Source organism: Gemmatimonas sp., from assembly GCF_044344655.1.
Taxonomy (GTDB): domain Bacteria; phylum Gemmatimonadota; class Gemmatimonadetes; order Gemmatimonadales; family Gemmatimonadaceae; genus Gemmatimonas.
Genome location: NZ_JBIJCN010000016.1, coordinates 22,109 through 41,461, shown reverse-complemented (window position 1 = coordinate 41,461; position 19,353 = coordinate 22,109). Strand labels below are relative to the sequence as shown.

The window sequence follows — 19,353 nt, the reverse complement described above, 5'->3', positions numbered from 1 at the left end:
GTGGTCATCGTCGAGGGACGCCACCCCTGGTGATGCCGGTGAGAGCCAGCGCGGCTTATCGCCCCGGCCGGACCTTGATCGTCTGCGTTGTCGAATCCGTCCCCGCCACACCACTCACGACGAGTGTGAGCTGGTAGTCGCCCGCCGGGACGTTGGGAAAGTTGAGCGTGAGGCTTCGCCCCGCGCCGCCATCGGGCCGCCCGTTGTCGTTGTAGCGAATCGAGACCGGCGTGAGCGCCTTTGACAAGCCGATCGACGCCCCGAGCTTTTGCATGAAGCTCGCCCCCTGCCGCGTGGCGCGCAGCGACACCTGCAGCGGCGCGCTCGGGGTGGCCGGGCGATACATCTCCCAGTAGATGCCGATCTGCGTACCGCCCTCGATCTCGAGCGAGCCGTAGGCCTGTGCCGCGTTGCGTTCGAGACTGGGGGTAGGGCTTGGGTCGCCGCGCTGCAGCAGCAGGTAGTCGGAGAGACGCGCCTCGCGCGGCAACGGCTCCACGGTGGTGCGCGCCCGTGCCGCGCGCTTGCCGACGGGAGCCAGTACCTCGATGCTCCCCAGCATGGGCTGCGTGATCGGCGCGAGCAGCGCGCCGTTGGCACCGGCGCTGTCCTTCAGCACCTGCACCGGCGCGGTGCCATCGAGACGATCGAGCGTGAATCCCGCCGTATACGGCGCGCGCCCCATCTCGAGTTCACGCATGAGACGATACCCACCCGCCACGAGTGTGGTGTCTCCGCCTCGACGGAAGCGCGCGATCTGATGCGGCAGGTTGCCGAACCCGGCCCCATAGCGCGTGCTATAGCGCATGCGGGCCTTCTTCCGACGCGGGTCCCAGCTGTCGTTTGCGGCTCCCACGGGACGATCGATTGCGGCCGGCACCGGCATGAAGTCGTAGCTTGGCGTGGGCTCGTGCCCGATCACCTGAGGCGGACGAGGATCGGCCACGCCGCCGTTCTGCACCGACCACGAGGTGGGCCACCCGTAGCGGATCTGCGATTCGAGCAGGTCGTCCCCCCACTGCAGGTCGTACGGGATACGCCCCAGCGAATGCACGCGCGACATTGTGCGACGCGCGTAGAATTCATTCGCGATGTCGTTGCCGGGCAGCATCCACAACGGTTGCGCAAGCCGGAGGATGCGCTCATTGCGTCGACCACGATCCGCGCAGTTGACGCCCCGGTACCCCTCGTGCATGAGCGGATCAAGCCACATGGTGAGATCGGTCCACGCACACCGCTGCGCCTCGGGCATGGTGGCCAACGCACGTTCGAAGGCCTGACCGCTGGCCCCATGCTGGTTGGCATTGTGCAGCGCGAGGCCACGAAGCGCATGACACCACCATTCGGTGCCGGCACAGGCCCGTGCCGCTTCGATGGCAAGCGCCGGCGAGCCGCCCTCCACAGCGTAGCGCACGCGCATGCCGCTCACCCAGTCGTCCTTGGCATCGGCCGCCTGCGCGCGGGCGAGCAGTTCGAGCAGCTGCTCGCGCTCGATCTTCGCATCGGCGCGCTCTGCCGGTGGCGGCACATCGCCGTTGTTGTTCCAGTAGCAGATGCGACCAAGCGGCACTTCGCACGAGGCATCGGCGCCGCCGTTGTAGAAGCGGAGGCCGAGGCGGTGATTGCGCTCGAAGGCATCCTGCTGCCCGCGGGCCTGCGAACCCAGCGCGCTCAGCGTGGCGGATGCGCCGCGCAACGGGTCACGCGACACCGCGGCGCGCGTGGTGTCGGTGGGCGTGGTGGTCGCGGCCGCACCAGCACCGGACTGCGCCGAGGAGGCAGTCGGCCATGCCATCGCACTCACGGCAAGCACTCCGCCCCATGCGAGGGCGCCGAACACACGTTGGGCTGTTTTCACGAGCTGCTCCACGAAGTCCACGAGGGTCATCGGCTGGGGGGACGCTGCAACCTACCGTACCGGACGCCCTCGTGGGATCGAGGGCGCCGCTGCGGGACCACCAAACGCGGCGCGCCGTCGCGTCAGCGCGGAAGCCCGGCCTTGCCGCGCACCCTGAGGTTGAGCATCTCCACGAGGACCGAGAAGGCCATGGCGGCGTAGGTATAGCCCTTGGGGATGTGCTGGCCCATGCCTTCGGCCACGAGATTGGTCCCGATCAGTACGAGGAAGGCGAGCGCCAGCATCTTGACCGTGGGATGCCGCTCCACGAAGTCGCCGATCGGCTTGGCGGCGAAGAGCATCACGGCCAGCGCCACCACATTGGCGAGAATCATGATCGACACATCGTCGGCCATGCCGACGGCGGTGATGACCGAGTCGAGCGAGAAGACGATGTCGAGCACCATGATTTGCGCCACGGTCGTCCAGAGCGACCGCGATGCTCGGGCCGCCTGCTCCTGCTCCTCGTCGGGGCCCTCGAGCTTGTGGTGGATCTCCATCGTGGCCTTGCCGATCAGAAAGAGGCCACCAAGCAGCAGAATGAGGTCGCGCCCCGAGATCTCTCGGCCGATCAGCGAGAACAGCGGCTGTGTGAGCCGCATCACCCATGTGATGCTGAGCAGCAGCAGCACGCGCGTGACAAAGGCCCCGGCCAGGCCGAACGAACGGGCTTTCGGCTGGTCCTCCGCCCGCAGCTTTCCGGAGAGGATGGAGATGAAAATGATGTTGTCGATGCCGAGCACGATCTCGAGCACCGACAGGGTGAGCAGGGAAATCCACGCCTGCGGATCGGTCAGCCAGTCGAACATTGCCGTAAGCTCATCAACGAGATGGCGTTGGCCAAGGCCGGTGGGACACGACCTGCCGGCAGTGGTTAGTTTACGCGCGATATGAACGGCGAACCAACATCAACCGCCACCGGCGCCGGCAAGCCCGCGGTGGTGCTGCTCTCCGGCGGGCTGGACTCCACGACCGTCCTAGCCGTTGCCAAGCGCGACGGGTACACCCCCTATGCCATGACCTTCCGGTACGGGCAGCGGCACTCGGTCGAGATCGAGGCCGCCCGGCGCGTGGCGGAAACCCAAGGGGTGGCCCGCCACGTGGTGGTCGACATCGACCTCCGGCAGTGGGGGGGCTCGGCCTTGACCGGTGACCTCGACGTCCCCAAGGACCGCGACGTGAGCGACGGGGCCGACGGCATACCCGTGACCTACGTGCCGGCCCGCAACACGATCTTTCTGTCGTTCGCCCTCGCCTGGGCGGAGGTGCTCGGCGCCGATGCCATCTTCATCGGCGTGAACGCGCTCGATTACTCCGGCTATCCCGACTGCCGCCCCGAGTACGTTGCGGCGTTCGAGCAGATGGCCAATCTGGCGACGGCCGCGGGTGTCCAGGGCACACAGCGCCTGCGTATTCACGCGCCGCTGCAGCACCTCACCAAGGCGCAGATCGTCGCCCTGGGCCACGACCTGGGAGTGGACTACTCCATCACGACCAGCTGCTACGATCCCGCCGCGGACGGCACCGCCTGCGGTCATTGCGACGCCTGTCAGCTGCGACGGCGCGGCTTCGCCGACGCGGGCTCGCATGACCCCATCGCCTACGCGGGCTGAGGCGGCGGTGGCGTATACGGTCAAGGAGTGCTTCTACACCCTGCAGGGCGAGGGGCTGAACGCCGGACGGGCGGCCGTCTTCTGCCGATTCGCCGGCTGCAACCTGTGGTCGGGGCGCGAGGCGGATCGCCGTCAGGCGGTCTGCACCTTCTGCGACACCGACTTCGTGGGGGTGGGCCCCGATGGCGGGAAATTCGCCACGGCCGCCGAGCTCGCGGCGTTCGTGAAGAGCCGTTGGCCCGCCAATGCGCCGGACGCGGTACGGCCGCTCGTGGTCTGCACGGGGGGCGAACCGCTTCTGCAGCTCGACGACGCTGCCGTGGCCGCGCTGCACGCCGAGGGGTTCGAGGTGGCCGTGGAGACCAACGGCACCCAGCCCGCCCCGGCCGGACTCGACTGGATTTGCGTCAGCCCCAAGGCCAACGCCCCGGTCGTGCTCACCGCCGGCGACGAGCTCAAGCTCGTGTACCCACAGCCGCTGGCGATGCCCGAACGGTTCGAGGGGCTCGCTTTCCGGCACTTTCTGCTGCAGCCGATGGATGGCCCCGAACAAAAAGCGAACACAGGCGCCGCACTGGCCTACTGCTTGGCACACCCTCAATGGCGGCTGTCGGTTCAGACCCACAAGCAATTGGGCATCCGGTAGCCCGCCTCGGCACCCCGCACGCTGGCGATTGGCCGTACCCTTCAATAGTTTGACAGAGTCGTCGGTCCCTCCCGGCCGTCTTTTCCCGTGCTCATCGCTTCCGTGACTCGTCTCCCTCGCACGCTGCTTCCGGTCATCGCCGCTGCCCTCGTGGCGGCGACGTCGTCCGTGCACGCGCAGGAGGCGCGTGGCGTGTCGCTCGAGTCGAAGAAGCCGTTTGCCGCGTTCAGCTCGTCGGCGGAGAGGCTGCGCGACAGCATCGTGCTGAAGGCGAAGGGAAGCGTGGGCACGCGCTACAAGCTTGGCGGCACGAAGCCGGGCAGTGGCCTCGATTGCAGTGGTCTGGTGCGCTACGCCATGAGCATGCTCGACTTGGCGCTCCCCCGTACGGCACAGAAGCAGGCCCAGTTCGGCAAGGCAGTCCCCAAGGATGTGGCCGCGCTCAAGCCCGGCGATGTCCTCACGTTCGGGCGCGGCAAGCGTATCTCGCACGTGGGCATCTACGTGGGAGACGGCAAGATGATCCACGCCAGCACCTCGCAGCGCCGTGTGGTCGAAACCACCATCACCAAGCGCAGTCCGCTGATCCGTCAGTGGAAGGGTGTGCGTCGCTTCGTTGACGCCAACACGGCCCAGCTCCGGGATAGCATCCTCGCCATGGCGGATTCACTGCGCTGATCGTCAAGCAATCCAGATGGTGCAGCGGCACGTTCCCTATCGGGGACGTGCTTTTTTGTGCCTGCCGCTCCCCACGTCCTCCGCTCCCCGTGGCCCCCACGAGCTTTTCGCCGCCAAACGTTGCGCAGCCGCCGCCCGGGCCGCACCGTTTCCGGTAGTGCCCGTATACGCCGGACATCCCTGCCTCAACGGAGATCACGCCCGATGCATCACCCGACCCGTCTGTGGCGGCGCGCCTGGCTCGTTGCCGCGCTCGCCGTCCCCGCCTCGATGACCGCCGTCCCGTCCACGGCTCTTGCACAGGCGCAGACCGCCCCGAAGGACCGCCTCACCATCGCCGACTACTTCAACTGGGAAGACGTGAGCAACCCGTCACTCTCCCCCGACGGCAAGCAGATCATCTACACCCGCACGTGGATCGATCAGCTCAACGACCGCCGCGAGTCGTCGGTGTGGATCATGAACGCCGATGGCACGAAGAACCGATTCCTCGTGAAGGGATCGGACGCACGTTGGAGCCCCGACGGCACACGCATCTCCTACGTAGCGCCGGGTGAACCCGGCGGCGCGCAGATCTGGGTGCGCTACATGGACGCCGAGGGATCCACCACGCAAATCACGCGGCTCACCGAATCACCGAGTGAAGTCGAGTGGAGCCCCGACGGCAAGTCACTGGCCTTCGGGATGCTCGTGCGGCAGAGCGACGACTGGCGCATCGCCATGCCGACCCCGCCGCGCGGTGCCAAGTGGGTAGAGCCGCCGCGCGTGGTGACCAAGGTGCGCTATCGCGCCGATCGTCAGGGCTTCCTCGAGAACGGCCTACGACAGCTGTTTACCGTGCCCGCCGACGGCGGCACGCCGCGGCAGATCACCGGTGGTGACTGGCCGGCGAACGGCAACACGTGGACCCCCGACGGCAAGGCGCTGCTCTTCACGTCAAACCGTGTAGCCGATGCGGAGTACACGTGGCGCCAGAGCGACATTTACAGGGTCGACGTGGCGAGTGGTGGCATTTCGCAGCTCACCAAACGCAACGGTCCCGACAACGGCCCGGTGCCGAGTCCTGATGGCCGGCATATTGCCTACACGGGGTACGACAGCACGGATGCCACGTGGAAGGACGCCATTCTGTACGTGATGGATGCCGATGGCAGCAACCCGCGGGCGCTGACCGAAAAGCTGGACCGCTCGCCGAGCGGAATGTTCTGGTCTCCCGATGGCACTGGTGTGTACTTCAACGCCGAGAACGAAGGCGCGCGGAACCTGTATTTCGCGGCCCTCAAGGGTGATGTGCGCCAGGTGACCAAGGGCGCGCAGGTGCTCACCGTCAGTGATCTCGGCAAGTCGTTTCTCGCCGTCGGCACGATGAGCACGTCGAGCAAGCCCACGGATGTGGTGGCATTCGACGTGCGCACCGCCACGCCGAAGCAGCTGACCGACGTGAACGGTGACCTGCTGGCCGGCAAGAAGCTCGCGACCACGGAGGAAGTGTGGTACACGAGCGTGGATGGCTATCGCATTCAGGGATGGATCGTGAAGCCGGCCGATTTCGACGCCAAGAAGAAGTACCCCATGATGCTCGAGATCCACGGCGGTCCGCACAGCATGTACAACGTGGGCTTCAGCTTTGCCCGCCAGGACCACGCCGCCAACGGGTACGTGATCCTGTACACGAACCCACGCGGATCCACCGGCTATGGCAGTGCGTTCGGCAACGCCATCAAGAATGCCTATCCCGGCAAGGACTACAACGATCTCATGGCCGGTGTGGACACGGTGATCAACCGCGGCTACATCGACAGCAATCGACTGTACGTGTTCGGGTGCTCTGGCGGTGGCGTGCTGACCAGCTGGATCGTGGGGCACACCGATCGTTTCGCGGCCGCGAGCGCCAACTGCCCGGTGACCAACTGGCTCAGCTTCGTGGGCACGACGGACGGGTCGAGTTGGTACTACAACTTTGCCAAGTACCCGTGGGATGATCCGAGCGAGCATCTCAAGCGCTCGCCGCTCATGTACGTGGGCAATGTGAAGACCCCGACGATGCTGATGACGGGCGTGAACGACCTGCGGACGCCCATGGGACAGACGGAGGAGTACTACGAGGCGCTCAAGGTGCGGAAGATCCCCACCGCCATGGTCCGCTTCAACAACGAGTGGCACGGCACAAGCTCCACGCCGTCCAACTTCCTCCGCACACAGCTCTACCTGCGCAGCTGGTTCGACAAGTACAAGCAGCCGCCGACGGCCAAGGTGACCCAGGAGTGAATGGGCACCGCCCCGCTCCGCAGCCGTGAGTGATCTGCTGTTCCGGGGGCGCAACGCCGACGTTGGCGTGCGCGCCCCCACCTGGCGTATACGCGTGGCGGGTGCGCTGCTTGCCCTCGCCGCGGTGCAGATGGCGGCCACGCTGGGCGTCTGGCAAGCGATGGGCATATCGGTGACGACGGCGCGAGTGCTCGCCCTCGTGGTTGGCCTGTGGCTCGCGCCGACACCGCGCGGCGTCTGGCTGTGGCGCGTGAGCGGGGCCATCGGGCTGCTACTGCTCGTCGTGTCGTACACGCCGCTCGTGGTGCCGCTCGCGCCGTATTTCGTCCGTCGCGACGCCGACCGCGCCCAGACTCCCGATGCGGTCGTGGTGCTCTCGGGCGCGGTGACCTCGGAGGGACACGTGATGGGCCCGGCGCTCGACCGCTTGCTCTCTGGCATGGCGGAAGCAAAGCGCCGGCAGGTTCCATATCTGGCGCTGTCGATTGTAGGCGACGAATCGGATCCGACGGTTGCCACGTCGGAGCGTGACCAGCGTGCGCTCACACGGACCTTCGCCCCGGAGCTCCAGCTGCGCTTCGTGCGCAACGTACGGAGCACCCGGGACGAGGCACTGGCCTTCGCGGCACTCGCCAGAACGCAGGGGTGGCGACGGGTGGTGCTCGTCACCTCCCCCATCCACACGCGGCGCGCCTGCGCGACCGTCGAGGCCACCGGCCTGCCGGTGCAGTGCCTGCCCGCGGTCTCGCGCAGCTATTCCCTGGCTCGGCTCCACCGTGCAGAGCCCCGCCGGCTCGCCTTCGCCGACGTCACCTATGAGGCGGCCGCCGCCGTGCTGTACCGCCTGCGCGGGTGGCTGTAGACGGTGTGATGCCGCGCACAGCTGCTTGCGCGATCTGTGACATGGCGCACTTTCACGGTGCGGCCGAGACCGGTAGCTTCCAACGGTCGCTTGAATGTTCTCTCCAACACCTGTCCTCCATGCATCGACTCCCTTCCCGCCAGCGCGCCATCGCGACGACCGTGGTGCTTGCCGCGCTGTCTGTCGGAGCCTGCACCGATTCCGCCACAAAGGCCCGCGCGGATTCCCTCTCGGCCGCACTCGCCCTGGCCAGCGCCGAACGTGACTCGCTGCAGGGGCTCATGCAGGGCGCGAGTGCCGACAAGGATCGTGCGCTGGTACAGGTAGTCGAAGCCTCGCGTTTCGCCGACGAAGTAGACGCCGAACTGCGCCAGGTGCGCGGCCTCACCTCGAAGGTCGCGGTGAATACGAGCGACGAGTCGGGCAAGACCGAAGCCGCCGCCGCGCAGAAGGACATTCTCGACCGCCTCAAGCAGATGCGCCAGCGCCTCAATGCGCGTCAGGCGCAGGTGCGTGCGTTGCTCGACACCCTCAAGACCATGCGCGCGGACTCCACGGCCGCGGCGTCGCTGCTGGCCGACCTCAACGCGCGCCTCCAGCAGCGCGACAAGGAGATCGCGGTCTTCCAGGAGGAGATCCGATCGCTGCGTACGCAGAACGCGCAGCTCACCGCCGAGAAGGCCGTGCTCACCGATACGGTCAAGGCGATGGACGTGCGGGAGAACCGTGTGTTCTATACGGTCGGGGCACGTCGCCAGCTGCTCAACGACGGCGTGGTGATGGAAGAAGGCGGGTCACGCGGCCTGCTCATCGTGAAGCTCGGCAAGACGCTGGTGCCGGCACGCACGCTCGACGAGGGGCGCTTCACCCGCGCCGATCGCCGCGAGGTCCTCACCATTCCGCTTCCGCGCAGCGACCGTGCCTATCGGATCGTGTCGCGTCACGATGTGGGGCTGATCGAAGTCGCCAAGAAGGAGAAGGACGGGTCGTTCCGCGGTGAGAGCCTCCGCATCACCGACCCCGCCAAGTTCTGGGGACCGTCGCGTTACCTGATCATCGTCGAGAAGTAACGCCCCGCAGGTCACATGGAGGTGGCGCGCATCGGCCACCTCCAGCAGGACGGCGGCAGCGCGAGGATCAGCGGCCCGAAGGCCGTCAGCCTACCGACGCCTCCTGACGCCATGCCGGCTACAGGTGTGGGAGTTCCCGGTCGCCGAACTCGCCACCCTCATGGTGCCACTGCAGTTCTTCCGGGGTGAGCGGGCGGATGGCCAGATCCACCGCCAGCCAGGTGGTCTTGGCAAAGGGGTAGCACACGATGCATCCCGCCAGCATAAGCCCCCCCGTGACATAGGTGATCATGTCCCAGGGCGGATTGGGCCAGGTAAGGAACACGAATCCGCAGACGCCGAAGAACAGAATCAGTTCGACGGCGATCAGATTGAACATGTACGCGCCGACGAAGTAGTCCGTCTCACCACGCTCGAGGCGCAGCCCACAGGTTGGGCAGTTGGTCTTCAGGTGAAAGAAACTCTTGAAGATCTGCCCACCACCGCAATGCGGACACCCCAGCCGTAGCGCTCTCGTCAGGAGTTGCGTGACCGTGGCACGTGGCAGCTCCATCGCGAGACTCCGGCTCATCGCTGCGGCAGCGACGCCAGAAACTCGGCGAGGTACGTTCCCCACACGCGCGGGAGCGAATGCGTGCCGTGGCCGCGGGTCTCCGCGGTAATGGGCAGCAGGATGAAACGGGTCCGGGACATCTGCGCCGCCAGGCGCTCCGCCAGTCCCAGCTCCGGCGGATTGACCTGATCATCGGCCGAATTGATGAACAGCGCCGGCGCACCGATCTGCGCGAGACGCGACGACGGATCATAGTCGCGCGACGAATCGAACTGGTAGAGGAAATCGTTGGCGTCGGTACTGGCCATGCGGGCGTCGAGATAGGCACGGATCACGGAGTCGGCCTTGTCGCGTGTGGGCGCCTGCGTCTGCTGCACCAGCGGCGCACTCGACATGATGTACAGCATCATCTGCGCCGCGCGCAGGCCCGGGGGCTGCGCCACGTACTTGCCCTGCATCCACGCGGGATCGTTGCGGATAGCGTCCATCGCCATCGTGCGGATCATGCGATTCCGCCCGGCGATCTGCGCGGGGACACACGCGAACGGCGCAAGGCCGTCCATGAACGTGGGGTACGTGTAACCCCACACCCAGCCATGCATGCAGCCCATGGACGTGCCCATGATCAGCCGCAGGTGGTTCACTCCGAGCCGCTCGGTCAGCAGGCGGTGCTGAGCCGCGACCATATCGTCGTACGTGTAGCGGGGAAACGCCGCGCGCAGGCCGTCGCTGGGCTTGCTCGAGCCCCCATGCCCGATGTTGTCCGGGAGGATGATGTAGTACTTGCTGCTGTCGAGCAGCTTCCCTGGCCCAAACAGCTCACCGGCGTAGCTGGGCGACAGAAAGCCCCGCCCCGACCCGCCGGTCCCATGCAGAATCATCACGGCGTTGCGAACGGTGCCCTGCGCATCGCGCTGCGGGGTGCCGAGCGTGGTGTAGTGCAGGCGCAGCTCCGGCAGCGTCTCACCGGTAGCAAAGCGGAAGTTCCGGACGACGAAGTCGCCCTGCGTGCCGGCCCGGGCCCAGGTGGTCTGGGCACGCGCCGTCGTGGCGAGCCCAATGGCAACGAGCGCCGCGGCGAGGATTCTCGGCATCAGACGGGGAGTGTGCATACCGCAAGTTACCGCATGCGCACCCCGACGACACGACCGGCGATGCGCCCGGCAGAAAAAGATGCCAGCATTTTCCCTCATTGCATTCGTTGTCCGTGTTGCAGCGGCCACGTTTGGCCTATGGCACTACGGCTAAGGCCAGCCATCGGGCCCCACGCGAGAAACAGCGCCTGAGGCGCCCGAGTGGGGCGCCCGAGTGAGGCGCTCCATGCCAAGCGGCCGGTTCCTTGAGGGAACCGGCCGCGGCGTGTCTCGCTGCCTCACGGCGCTGCCATCATGCTACGGCGTCACTTTCCGGCGTCCAGATCGTTCCAGTTGAGGATCGTGTTGAAGCCGAGGAAGTAGGTGCCCTGCGTCTGCCAGCGCCAGAACAGGCGGATGACGAATATCACCACGTGCCCCTTGCCGAGCGGCGCATCGACGAGCGGTGCCCGGTTCTGCAGCGCTTCGCGTCCGCCTCGCTGGTCTTGCGCGGGTCGGTGAGCGCGGCGATGTCCCCCTTGTACTTGTCGAGATTGGCGATCGTGGCCGAATCGGCGATCGCCAGCACGACCATATCGCGCCCTTCCTCGGCCTTGCCGATGGTCCAGTATCTGGCGCGCGGCGACGCATTGGCGAGGGCCTCGAAATACCGGTGGATGTCCTTTGCATTGGTGAGCTCGCCCGGCGTCCCCACGATCCGCCCGTGGAACTTGAGCGGGGTAGGCACCGTGGCCGACGCGGGCAAATGGTCCACCAGCTCCGTCGTGATGCGTGGGTCCTGCAGTTATTCCTTGATCTTGGCCGTGTATTCGACGTCGACGGCCTGCTGCGCGTGTGCGGCAGCGGGCAAGGCCAGCAATGCGAAAGCGATGGCGGAGATGCGCCAGTGCTTCATGAATGCTCCGTGAGTGCAGAGGGGATGAGAATGCTACGCGCGAGGGCGTTCACACGCTCAGGATTACGGGAAAGCTCATCGGGAAAGCTGCGACCGACGCGCTTCGTCTGCAGATTTGCCTTATGCGCCTACCCCTCCTCGTCCTGCTCGCCGGCCTCGCCCTCGCGCCGGCCCTCTCAGCCCAGACGGCTGACAAGAACTTCTCGACCATGCCGCCGGCACCGTGGCCGCCGGTAGCCACCTTCTCCATTCTTGGCTACGACCCGACGACCGGTGAAGTGGGCGGCGCGGTCCAGAGCCGCGTGTTTTCCGTGGGTAACGGCGTGCTGTGGGCCGAGGCTGGTGTGGGTGTGGCCGCCACGCAGGCGATCGTGGATGTGAGCTACGGGCCGCAGGCGATCGCCCTGTTGCGCGGTGGCATGAAGCCCGCCGATGTGATCAAGAAGGTGTGGGAGAGCGATCCCGATCCGCGGCCGCAGGACTGGACCAAGTACGGCCGTCAGTTCGCTGTGATTGATGCGCAGGGCAACGTGGCCGCCTACACCGGCCCCAAGGCCAGCGACTGGGCCGGTGACACGCAAGGGAAATTCTGCACCGCGCAGGGCAACATCCTGGCCGGCCCCGACGTGGTCACCGCGATGGTGAAGGCGTTCGAGGACACGCCGGGGCATCTGTCATTCCGCCTGCTCGCAGCACTCGAAGCCGGACAGGCTGCGGGTGGCGACAAGCGCGGCATGCAGAGTGCCGCCATCCTGATCGTGAAGAAGGACGGCGGCGTGTGGCTGCACAACGATGTGGTGATGCGCTTGCAGGTGGACGACAATCCGGAGCCGATCAAGGAACTCCGGCGTCTTGTGGAGAAGGCCGCCACGCAGCGGCGGCCACGCCGATGATGCACTACGCGCGTCGCGCGCGTCACCTGGCTCTTGCCGTTGCAGCACTCGGCGGAGGGACGGCGCATGCCCAGTCCACGCAGCCGCTCCCCACGAACACGGCCACCCAGCACGTGGTACTCGTCATCACCGACGGGCTCCGCTGGCAGGAGGTCTTTCGTGGGGCCGACGCCTCGCTCATGCAGCGCCGGTACGTGAACGACACGGCGTCACTGCGACGCGATTTCTGGCGCGACACGCCGCAGGCTCGACGCGAGACCCTGCTGCCGTTTCTCTGGGGCACGGTGGCGAAGCAGGGGCAACTGTTCGGTGACAGTGCCAGTGGCAGCGTGGCGCAGATCGTGAACCGCTTCCGGTTCTCCTATCCGGGCTACAGCGAAACGTTCACCGGCTTCTTCGATCCGCGCATCGACAGCAACGGCTACGGTTCCAACCCCAACACGACGGTGTTCGAGTGGCTGAACCGTCAGCAGGCGTTCGCGGGCAAGGTGCAGGCGTACGGCACGTGGAACGTGTTCCGGCGGATCATCAACGCGGATCGCAGCGGCGTGCCCGTGTACGATGGATGGGACAAGGGCGTACCGCCTGGTGCGGACGCCACGACGTCGCTGCTGCGCACACTGTATGCCGACCACACCAGACTGTGGCCCGATGTGGCCTTCGACGCGCTCATGCAGCAGGCACTGCGGCTCGGCACCCGCGCGGAACTTCCGCGCGTGCTGTTCGTGGGCTACGGCGAGACCGATGAATACGCGCACAGTGGCCGCTACGACATGTATCTCCGCAGTGCGAAGCAGGTGGACCGCTATCTCGCCGAGCTGTGGAACGGATGGCAGCGTGACCCGCGCACCCGTGACAAGGTCACGCTGATCGTGACCACCGATCACGGTCGCGGCCGTGGCCCCAAGTGGACCGACCATGGCGAGGATGTGGAAGGCGCGCAGTACATCTGGAGCGCCGTCATCGGCCCCGACACGCCGGCCCTCGGTGTGCGCGCCGGCACGCCCACGCAGCAGGCGCAGATGGCGGCCACGATCGCCGCGCTGCTGGGGCGTGACTGGCGGGCGGCCGAGTCGCGTGCGGCGCCGGCATTGCCGGTGTTTCGCTGAGTGTCGCGGGGGTAACCGCTCGTCGGGGGGCACGGGGAAACGGAGATACGGGGAACAGAAAAGCGACGAGGGCGGAGGGCACGGGCCGTTCCCCGTGTCCTCCGCCCTCCGTGTACCTCGACGAGCTGTTCCGCCGTTACGGCACCGCGATGCCAGCGACCTTGAGTGCGCTCGTGAGCGCCGGCAGCGACGTGGCCTTCACCTTCGCCACCTCGGCCGCCTGCGACGTGAGTTCTCGGCGCAACTGTCCGAGCAGCGAGCGCTGCGCCGCGCTCACGGGGAAGCTGGCGCTCACCACCGAGTTGAGTGTGCCGAGTCGGCCACTGAACGACATGTCGGGAGCGCCGCTTGCCCCGCGGTTCTCGTCTTCCATGTCGAGCTCCGGCGGCGTCGCCCCGGCGCTGCGCGCCTGGAATTGCGCCGCGCGTGCGGCCGGCGTAGCACCGATCTCGCGCGTGAAGCCGCTCAGTACCTTATCGATCGACGCCAGCTGGTCCTTGAGCGCCGGCGTGAGCTTGGCACTGTCCTTCGTGGCCACCTGCTTCAGCGACGCGAAGGAGCGGATGGTGCTGTCCGCGCTGTTCTGCACCTCCGTCACCTTGCGCTGGAAGGTGATCACCTCGAGCCGGAAGGTGTCGAGTGATCGCAGTTCGCCACCCGACATGGTCTGCTCGGGGTCGGGGAGCAACGTGAAGCGGCGTGTGAGCACCGTCGCCGCGCCGCTCGCTGGCGTGATCGTGAGACGCGCGGTGTAGTTGCCCGGCACCGCGGGGTACGAGCGGTTGCCACCGCCGAAGCCACCAAAGCCGCCTCCGAACCCACCACCCTGCCCGCGACCGCCGGCCGGCGCCGCCGCAGCGGCCCCCGTGAGCGGCGCGCCCACCCGCATATCCCACACCGGGCGATAGAGACCGGGCTTGGTGTTGACCGGCAGCTCGCGCACCACGCGGCCACCGGCATCGACGATCTCCAGCTTGCCCTTCGCGTCAGCGGACACGCTGTTGATCAGGTAGGCAAGACGCACACCGTGCTCGGGGTTCTGCCCGGTGAAGCCGGTGGACCCCATGCCGCTGATGCGGCTGTTGTCGAGCTGGAAGGCGAGCTCCGTACGAGCCGGGAACAGATACGCCGCCTGCGCCGTGCGCGCTTCGGCGAGGTGTTCGAGCGGCGAGAGATCATCGAGGATGTACACGCCACGTCCGTGCGTCCCCACCACGAGATCGTTCCAGCGCTCCTGGATGTGCAGATCCCACACCGGGACACCGGCAGGCATGCCACTGCGGATCGGCGTCCAGGTGGTGCCGCCGTCCACCGTGAAAAACACCCCGAATTCCGTCCCCACGAACAGCAGGTTGGGCTGACGATGATGCTCGCGGACGACCTGCACCGAGCCCATTGCCGGGAGATTGCCGGTAATGCTCGTCCAGGTACGACCGAAGTCGGTGCTCTTGTACACGTACGGCTTCATGTCGTTGCTGCGATGTCCGTCGAAGGTCGCGTACACTACGCCGTCGGCGTGTTTCGACAGCTGGACACCGCTCACGTACGTCGTGTCAGGTACCCCGGGGAAGCTCGTCACGCGCGTCCAGCTACCGCCGTCGTTCCGCGTTACGGCGATCACCCCATCGTCGGTGCCCACAGCGAGGACGCCGGCGCGTCGCGGAGATTCCGAAACGGCACTGATGTTGCCGAACGCCGCCGTGCCCTCGTGCAGACCCAGTGCATCCCGCGGGGGGACACTGCCGCGCATGGGCAGCTGGTTGCGATTCAGGTTGCGCGTGAGATCGGGGCTGATCGTCTTCCACGCGTCGCCGCGATCGGTGCTCTTGAACAGATGATTGGCGGCGAAGTACACCGTGCCACCCGAGTGGCGCGACGGAACGATCGGCGCGCTCCAGTTGTAGCGGTGCTTCTCACCGTCACGCTGGGGCGGCTTGATCCCCTTGGTCTGTCCGGTGCGCGCATTGTAGCGCACGATGCCGCCGTTCTGCGATTCGGCGTACACCACGTTCGGATTGAAGTGGTCGGCCACATTGAAGAAACCGTCGCCACCGGCCATACGCGCCCAGTCGGCATTGGTGGGGCCGAAGCTGTTGCGCGTGCGATTGGGGCCACCCCACGTCTGGTTGTCCTGCAAGCCGCCGTACACGTGGTAGAAGGGCCACTGATCATCCACGGAGATGGCGTAGAACTGCGCGCCCACGATGTTCTCCACGTTATACCAGGTGCGGCCACGATCGTACGTGATGTCCATGCCGCCGTCGTTCCCCATCACGTGGTGATCGGGGTCCTCCGGGTTAATCCAGAGCGCGTGATGATCGCTGTGCACGCCACCGCCGCCTGCATACGGACGCCACGTCTTGCCGCCGTCGTACGATTCGGTGCTGCCCACGTTGAGGCGCACCACATGCTCGGCGTCGGTAGGATCGCACCGCACCTGCGAGTAGTACCACGCCGTGCCGTTGCTGCGATCCACCTGCTTCCACGTGGCACCGGCATCGTCCGTGCGATAGAACCCGTTGGCCGTGCCCTTTGCATGTACGCTGGCGTAGAGCGTATTGGGGCGCGAGCGGCACACCGACAACCCGATGCGGCCCGCGTCACCGCTCGGCAGGCCCTGCGTGAGCCGCGTCCATGTCTTGCCGGCGTCGATGGTCTTCCAGATGCCGCTCTCGGGACCGCTGGGCAGGAACCCATAGGCGCGACGCTCCCGCTGATACGACGCGGCGTACAGGATATCCGGGTTGTTCGGGTCCATCACCAGTTCGGTGAAGCCCGTATGCTCGGACAGGCTCTTCGTGTTCGTCCACGTCTTGCCACCGTCGGTGGTCTTGAACACGCCACGGTCACCACCCGGGGCCCAGAGCGGGCCCATGGCCGCCACGTACACGATATCGGGATCGCGCGGATCGATCACGATGCGCCCGATGTGCTGCGACGTGGGGAGCATGGGCTTCGACCACGACTTGCCGCCGTCGGTGCTCTTGAACACACCGATACCGTACGACGAACTGCGCATGTTGTTGGACTCGCCCGAGCCCACCCACACCACGTCGCCATTCGACGGGGCCACCGCGACGGCCCCGATCGAACCCACGCCGATGGAATCGGACACGGGGGTCCAAGTGAGCCCGGCGTTGGTGGTCTTCCAGATGCCACCCGTCGCGACCGCCACGTACATCACCGTGCCGAGGCGTCCGCCGCGCACGGCGCGCGGGGCCTCGACCACTGCGATGTCGGTGATGCGACCGCTCATCGACGCGGGGCCGATGTTGCGGAAGGTGAGCGGCCGGACCAGCAGAGAGTCGGCCGGAAGCCCCTGGGCGAGAAGGCTGGGCGCGACGGCGAGCGACGCGGACGCGAGCGACGCAAGCAGTCCGCTGGCAAGGCGGCCCGGGCGGCCCAGAGCGGACCTCGAGCGCGGGGAGGGTCGGGACATATGGATCGAGTCACGAGGGGAGCCGGCGCCACCGCGGCCCCGGCCAACTCAAGTCTACGCGATCGCACGCACCGGCGTTGCCCCGAGATACGGGACGAGCCGGCGTCTCGGGCGCGCCCCGTTCAGCGGTGGCCGTGGTCGGCCATTGCCTCGCCGCGGGCCAGCATGAGGTGGTGCATGGGGTGATGGTCGCCGCTGGCCATCAGCCCGATGAACCCGAGCCCGCGGATGCGCGCGATAGCCGCCTCCGACCCCGAGTCGCGCGCGGTGACCACGAGACGCACGCCGTCGGGCAGTTCGGTCCGCGCCATGCGGGGTCCGCCCATCATCTCGACCATGCTCGCATGCGCCGCCGTCATCCGCTTGATGGCGGCAACCGTCTCCCCGGTGCCGCGCACCACGAAGGTGGCGCCTCCGACCACGGGCGAGGCGGTGACGGCACTGCGCAGGGCCACGAGGTCCATGTCACGCAGGTGCAGTCGTAGCCGCTCGAGATTGACCTTCGACCAGTCGGTGGATGGATCCGCCTCGAGGATCTTCACGACCCCCGCGATGGCCGCAAAGGCGGCCTGTCCCCCCTCCGTGGGCATGCGCGTATCGGTTGCGCCGTGCGTGTGGGCGAGCGCCTGGGCGGCAAGCGGCGCCTGGCCCAGACAGAGCGCGAGGGTCATGGCGGCAACGAGAGTGAGCGGTCGCATGAGCATCGAAGGAAGGAGAAGCTGGCCGCTACGGCCCATGCCGGAGCGCCATACGGCGGCGTGGGGGTTGAAACAGCGCGGGTTACGACACGATGGGCGACGTGGCGGCGGATGTCACGGGCACGCCGTGATAATGCTCGGGCCGAAAGTGTGTCACCGCACGCCGAAACGCGAACGTGAAACCCGGCCACAGGGTGCTGTTGCGCCCACCGCGATCGAGATACCAGCTGGCGCACCCGCCTTCCACCCACACCATGTGCTGCATGCGTGCGTCCACCTCGCGCGTCCACGCATGCTGTGCGTCGCGGGTCGGTTCAAGCGCACCGATCGCGCGGCGCGCCATGTGATCGAGCGCCGCCACCAGATGGGCAATCTGCGATTCGATCATGTAGATCATCGACGAGTGCCCCAGCCCCGCATTGGGCCCCGGAATGACGAACAGATTGGGAAATCCGTGGATGGTGGTGCTGGCGTACGCCGAGAGTGTGTGCCGCCAGGCATCGGCCAGGGTGTTCCCGTCACGGCCGGTCACGAACGGCGCAAGCGGTGGGTCAGTAGGCCGGAAGCCGGTACCGAAGATCAGCACATCGGCCTCGTGCACCGTGCCATCCTGTGTGCGCACGCCGTTGGGTACGATCCGCTCGATGGCGCTCGTCTCGAGACGGACGTTGGGCTTCGTCAGCGCCGGGTAGAAGTCGTCCGAAACGAGGACCCGCTTACACCCCATGTCGTACGTCGGGGTGAGACGCGCGCGAAGCACCGGATCGGCCACCTGTGCGGCGAGGTGCCGCAGGGCGAGGTGGCGGGTGACCTGACGGATGCGCCGGTACCGGAAGGGGAGAAAGGTGAGTTCGTGGGCGACATAGCTCACGCCGCGCACGAACGACTGCAGCCCCGGCACGGCACGGAAGAGGAACCGCGCGAAAGCGGATACCGCGCGATCGTGGCGAGGCACGATCCACGGCGGCGTACGCTGGAAGACCGTGAGGGCGCCCACCTGCGGCTGAATGGCCGGCACGAACTGGATGGCGGAGGCACCGGTTCCGATCACCGCCACCCGTTTGCCCGCGAGGGACACATCGTGGCGCCACTGGGCCGAGTGAAAGGCGGGGCCGGCAAACTCGTCGCGCCCGGGAATGGCGGGCCACGCCGGATCGCTCAGCGCCCCGGTCGCCAGGAGCAGCACGCGCGCCGAGTACGTCCCCCCCGATGTGTCAATGTGCCAGCGTTGTGTGCGGTCATTCCAGCGGGCGGAGTGCATCGCGTGGCCGAACCGCATACGCGGGGTGATGCCATACGTGTCGGCCACGCCGCAGAGGTACCGCTGAATCTCCGCCTGTCCCGAGTACTTCCGGGACCACCCCGGGTTCTGCGCGAAGGAGAACGAGTAGAGGCGCGACGGGACGTCGCAGGCGCACCCGGGATAGTGGTTGTCGCGCCAGGTGCCCCCCGGCGTGTCGGCGCGCTCCAGCAGCACCACATCGGTGATGCCGTGCTGGTGCAGGCGGATCGCGGCCCCGATGCCGGTGAACCCCGCGCCGATGATGGCCACATGAACATCGTGCATGGGGCGAATGTAGCGGTCCGCACGCGAAGCTCCAGCGCGAGCGCCCCGTGGTACGTTATGGGGGTGGCTCC

At 67.0% G+C, this 19,353-nt stretch carries 16 protein-coding genes; 8 read left to right on the top strand and 8 right to left on the bottom strand.

The genetic code is table 11. The annotated features are described in order from the left end of the window. Nucleotides 1-55: 55 nt before the first annotated feature. Nucleotides 56-1,888 (bottom strand): hypothetical protein, encoded by a 1,833-nt coding sequence (locus ACIQ51_RS06480; RefSeq protein ID WP_396204207.1) that lies wholly within the window; start codon nucleotides 1,886-1,888, stop codon nucleotides 56-58. 92 nt (nucleotides 1,889-1,980) lie between these two features. Next, entirely contained in the window at nucleotides 1,981-2,706 is a 726-nt protein-coding gene (locus ACIQ51_RS06475) for a TerC family protein (protein ID WP_396204206.1), read from the bottom strand. 81 nt (nucleotides 2,707-2,787) lie between these two features. Between ACIQ51_RS06475 and queC the strand changes: the two genes are divergently transcribed. The 6 genes from queC (at nucleotide 2,788) to ACIQ51_RS06445 (ending at nucleotide 9,034) form a co-directional block, all read left to right on the top strand. Beyond that, nucleotides 2,788-3,510: a 7-cyano-7-deazaguanine synthase QueC gene (gene queC / locus ACIQ51_RS06470; protein WP_396204205.1), complete on the top strand. Its 723-nt coding sequence runs from the start codon at nucleotides 2,788-2,790 to the stop codon at nucleotides 3,508-3,510. Continuing rightward, complete coding sequence (gene queE, locus ACIQ51_RS06465; RefSeq protein ID WP_396204204.1) at nucleotides 3,485-4,156, top strand: 7-carboxy-7-deazaguanine synthase; 672 nt, start codon at nucleotides 3,485-3,487, stop codon at nucleotides 4,154-4,156. The genes queC and queE overlap by 26 nt, the downstream gene beginning before the upstream one ends. 102 nt (nucleotides 4,157-4,258) lie before the next feature. After that, on the top strand, nucleotides 4,259-4,834 hold the full coding sequence (locus ACIQ51_RS06460; RefSeq protein WP_396204203.1) for a C40 family peptidase: 576 nt from the start codon (nucleotides 4,259-4,261) through the stop codon (nucleotides 4,832-4,834). A gap of 204 nt (nucleotides 4,835-5,038) precedes the next feature. Continuing rightward, nucleotides 5,039-7,102: a S9 family peptidase gene (locus ACIQ51_RS06455; protein WP_396204202.1), complete on the top strand. Its 2,064-nt coding sequence runs from the start codon at nucleotides 5,039-5,041 to the stop codon at nucleotides 7,100-7,102. A 25-nt stretch (nucleotides 7,103-7,127) separates the two neighbouring features. Beyond that, entirely contained in the window at nucleotides 7,128-7,964 is an 837-nt protein-coding gene (locus ACIQ51_RS06450; RefSeq protein ID WP_396204200.1) for a YdcF family protein, read from the top strand. Nucleotides 7,965-8,083: 119 nt separating this feature from the next. Continuing rightward, nucleotides 8,084-9,034: a hypothetical protein gene (locus ACIQ51_RS06445; RefSeq protein WP_396204199.1), complete on the top strand. Its 951-nt coding sequence runs from the start codon at nucleotides 8,084-8,086 to the stop codon at nucleotides 9,032-9,034. Nucleotides 9,035-9,152: 118 nt separating this feature from the next. Here ACIQ51_RS06445 and ACIQ51_RS06440 read toward each other — a convergent pair whose 3' ends face one another. The 3 genes from ACIQ51_RS06440 to ACIQ51_RS06430 form a co-directional block, all read right to left on the bottom strand. Continuing rightward, nucleotides 9,153-9,587 carry a DUF983 domain-containing protein gene (locus ACIQ51_RS06440; RefSeq protein ID WP_396204198.1) on the bottom strand — a complete coding sequence of 145 codons (435 nt, stop codon included), beginning with the start codon at nucleotides 9,585-9,587 and terminating at the stop codon, nucleotides 9,153-9,155. 14 nt (nucleotides 9,588-9,601) lie between these two features. Then, nucleotides 9,602-10,699 carry an alpha/beta fold hydrolase gene (locus tag ACIQ51_RS06435; protein ID WP_396204197.1) on the bottom strand — a complete coding sequence of 366 codons (1,098 nt, stop codon included), beginning with the start codon at nucleotides 10,697-10,699 and terminating at the stop codon, nucleotides 9,602-9,604. 388 nt (nucleotides 10,700-11,087) lie between these two features. Continuing rightward, entirely contained in the window at nucleotides 11,088-11,435 is a 348-nt protein-coding gene (locus ACIQ51_RS06430; protein ID WP_396204196.1) for a hypothetical protein, read from the bottom strand. Between the two features lie 263 nt (nucleotides 11,436-11,698). Here ACIQ51_RS06430 and ACIQ51_RS06425 point away from each other — a divergent pair, with 263 nt between their 5' ends. After that, a complete protein-coding gene (locus tag ACIQ51_RS06425) occupies nucleotides 11,699-12,469 on the top strand; it encodes a DUF1028 domain-containing protein (protein WP_396204195.1) in 771 nt (256 codons plus the stop codon). Next, entirely contained in the window at nucleotides 12,466-13,578 is a 1,113-nt protein-coding gene (locus ACIQ51_RS06420; protein ID WP_396204194.1) for an AP protein, read from the top strand. Before ACIQ51_RS06425 ends, ACIQ51_RS06420 begins: the two co-directional genes overlap by 4 nt. 136 nt (nucleotides 13,579-13,714) lie before the next feature. Here the strand turns inward: ACIQ51_RS06420 and ACIQ51_RS06415 are convergent, their stop codons facing one another. The 3 genes from ACIQ51_RS06415 to ACIQ51_RS06405 form a co-directional block, all read right to left on the bottom strand. Continuing rightward, nucleotides 13,715-17,017 (bottom strand): WD40/YVTN/BNR-like repeat-containing protein, encoded by a 3,303-nt coding sequence (locus ACIQ51_RS06415; protein WP_396204193.1) that lies wholly within the window; start codon nucleotides 17,015-17,017, stop codon nucleotides 13,715-13,717. Between the two features lie 122 nt (nucleotides 17,018-17,139). Then, nucleotides 17,140-17,715: a hypothetical protein gene (locus ACIQ51_RS06410; protein WP_396204192.1), complete on the bottom strand. Its 576-nt coding sequence runs from the start codon at nucleotides 17,713-17,715 to the stop codon at nucleotides 17,140-17,142. Between the two features lie 82 nt (nucleotides 17,716-17,797). After that, nucleotides 17,798-19,282: a flavin-containing monooxygenase gene (locus ACIQ51_RS06405; RefSeq protein WP_396204191.1), complete on the bottom strand. Its 1,485-nt coding sequence runs from the start codon at nucleotides 19,280-19,282 to the stop codon at nucleotides 17,798-17,800. Nucleotides 19,283-19,353: the final 71 nt, after the last annotated feature.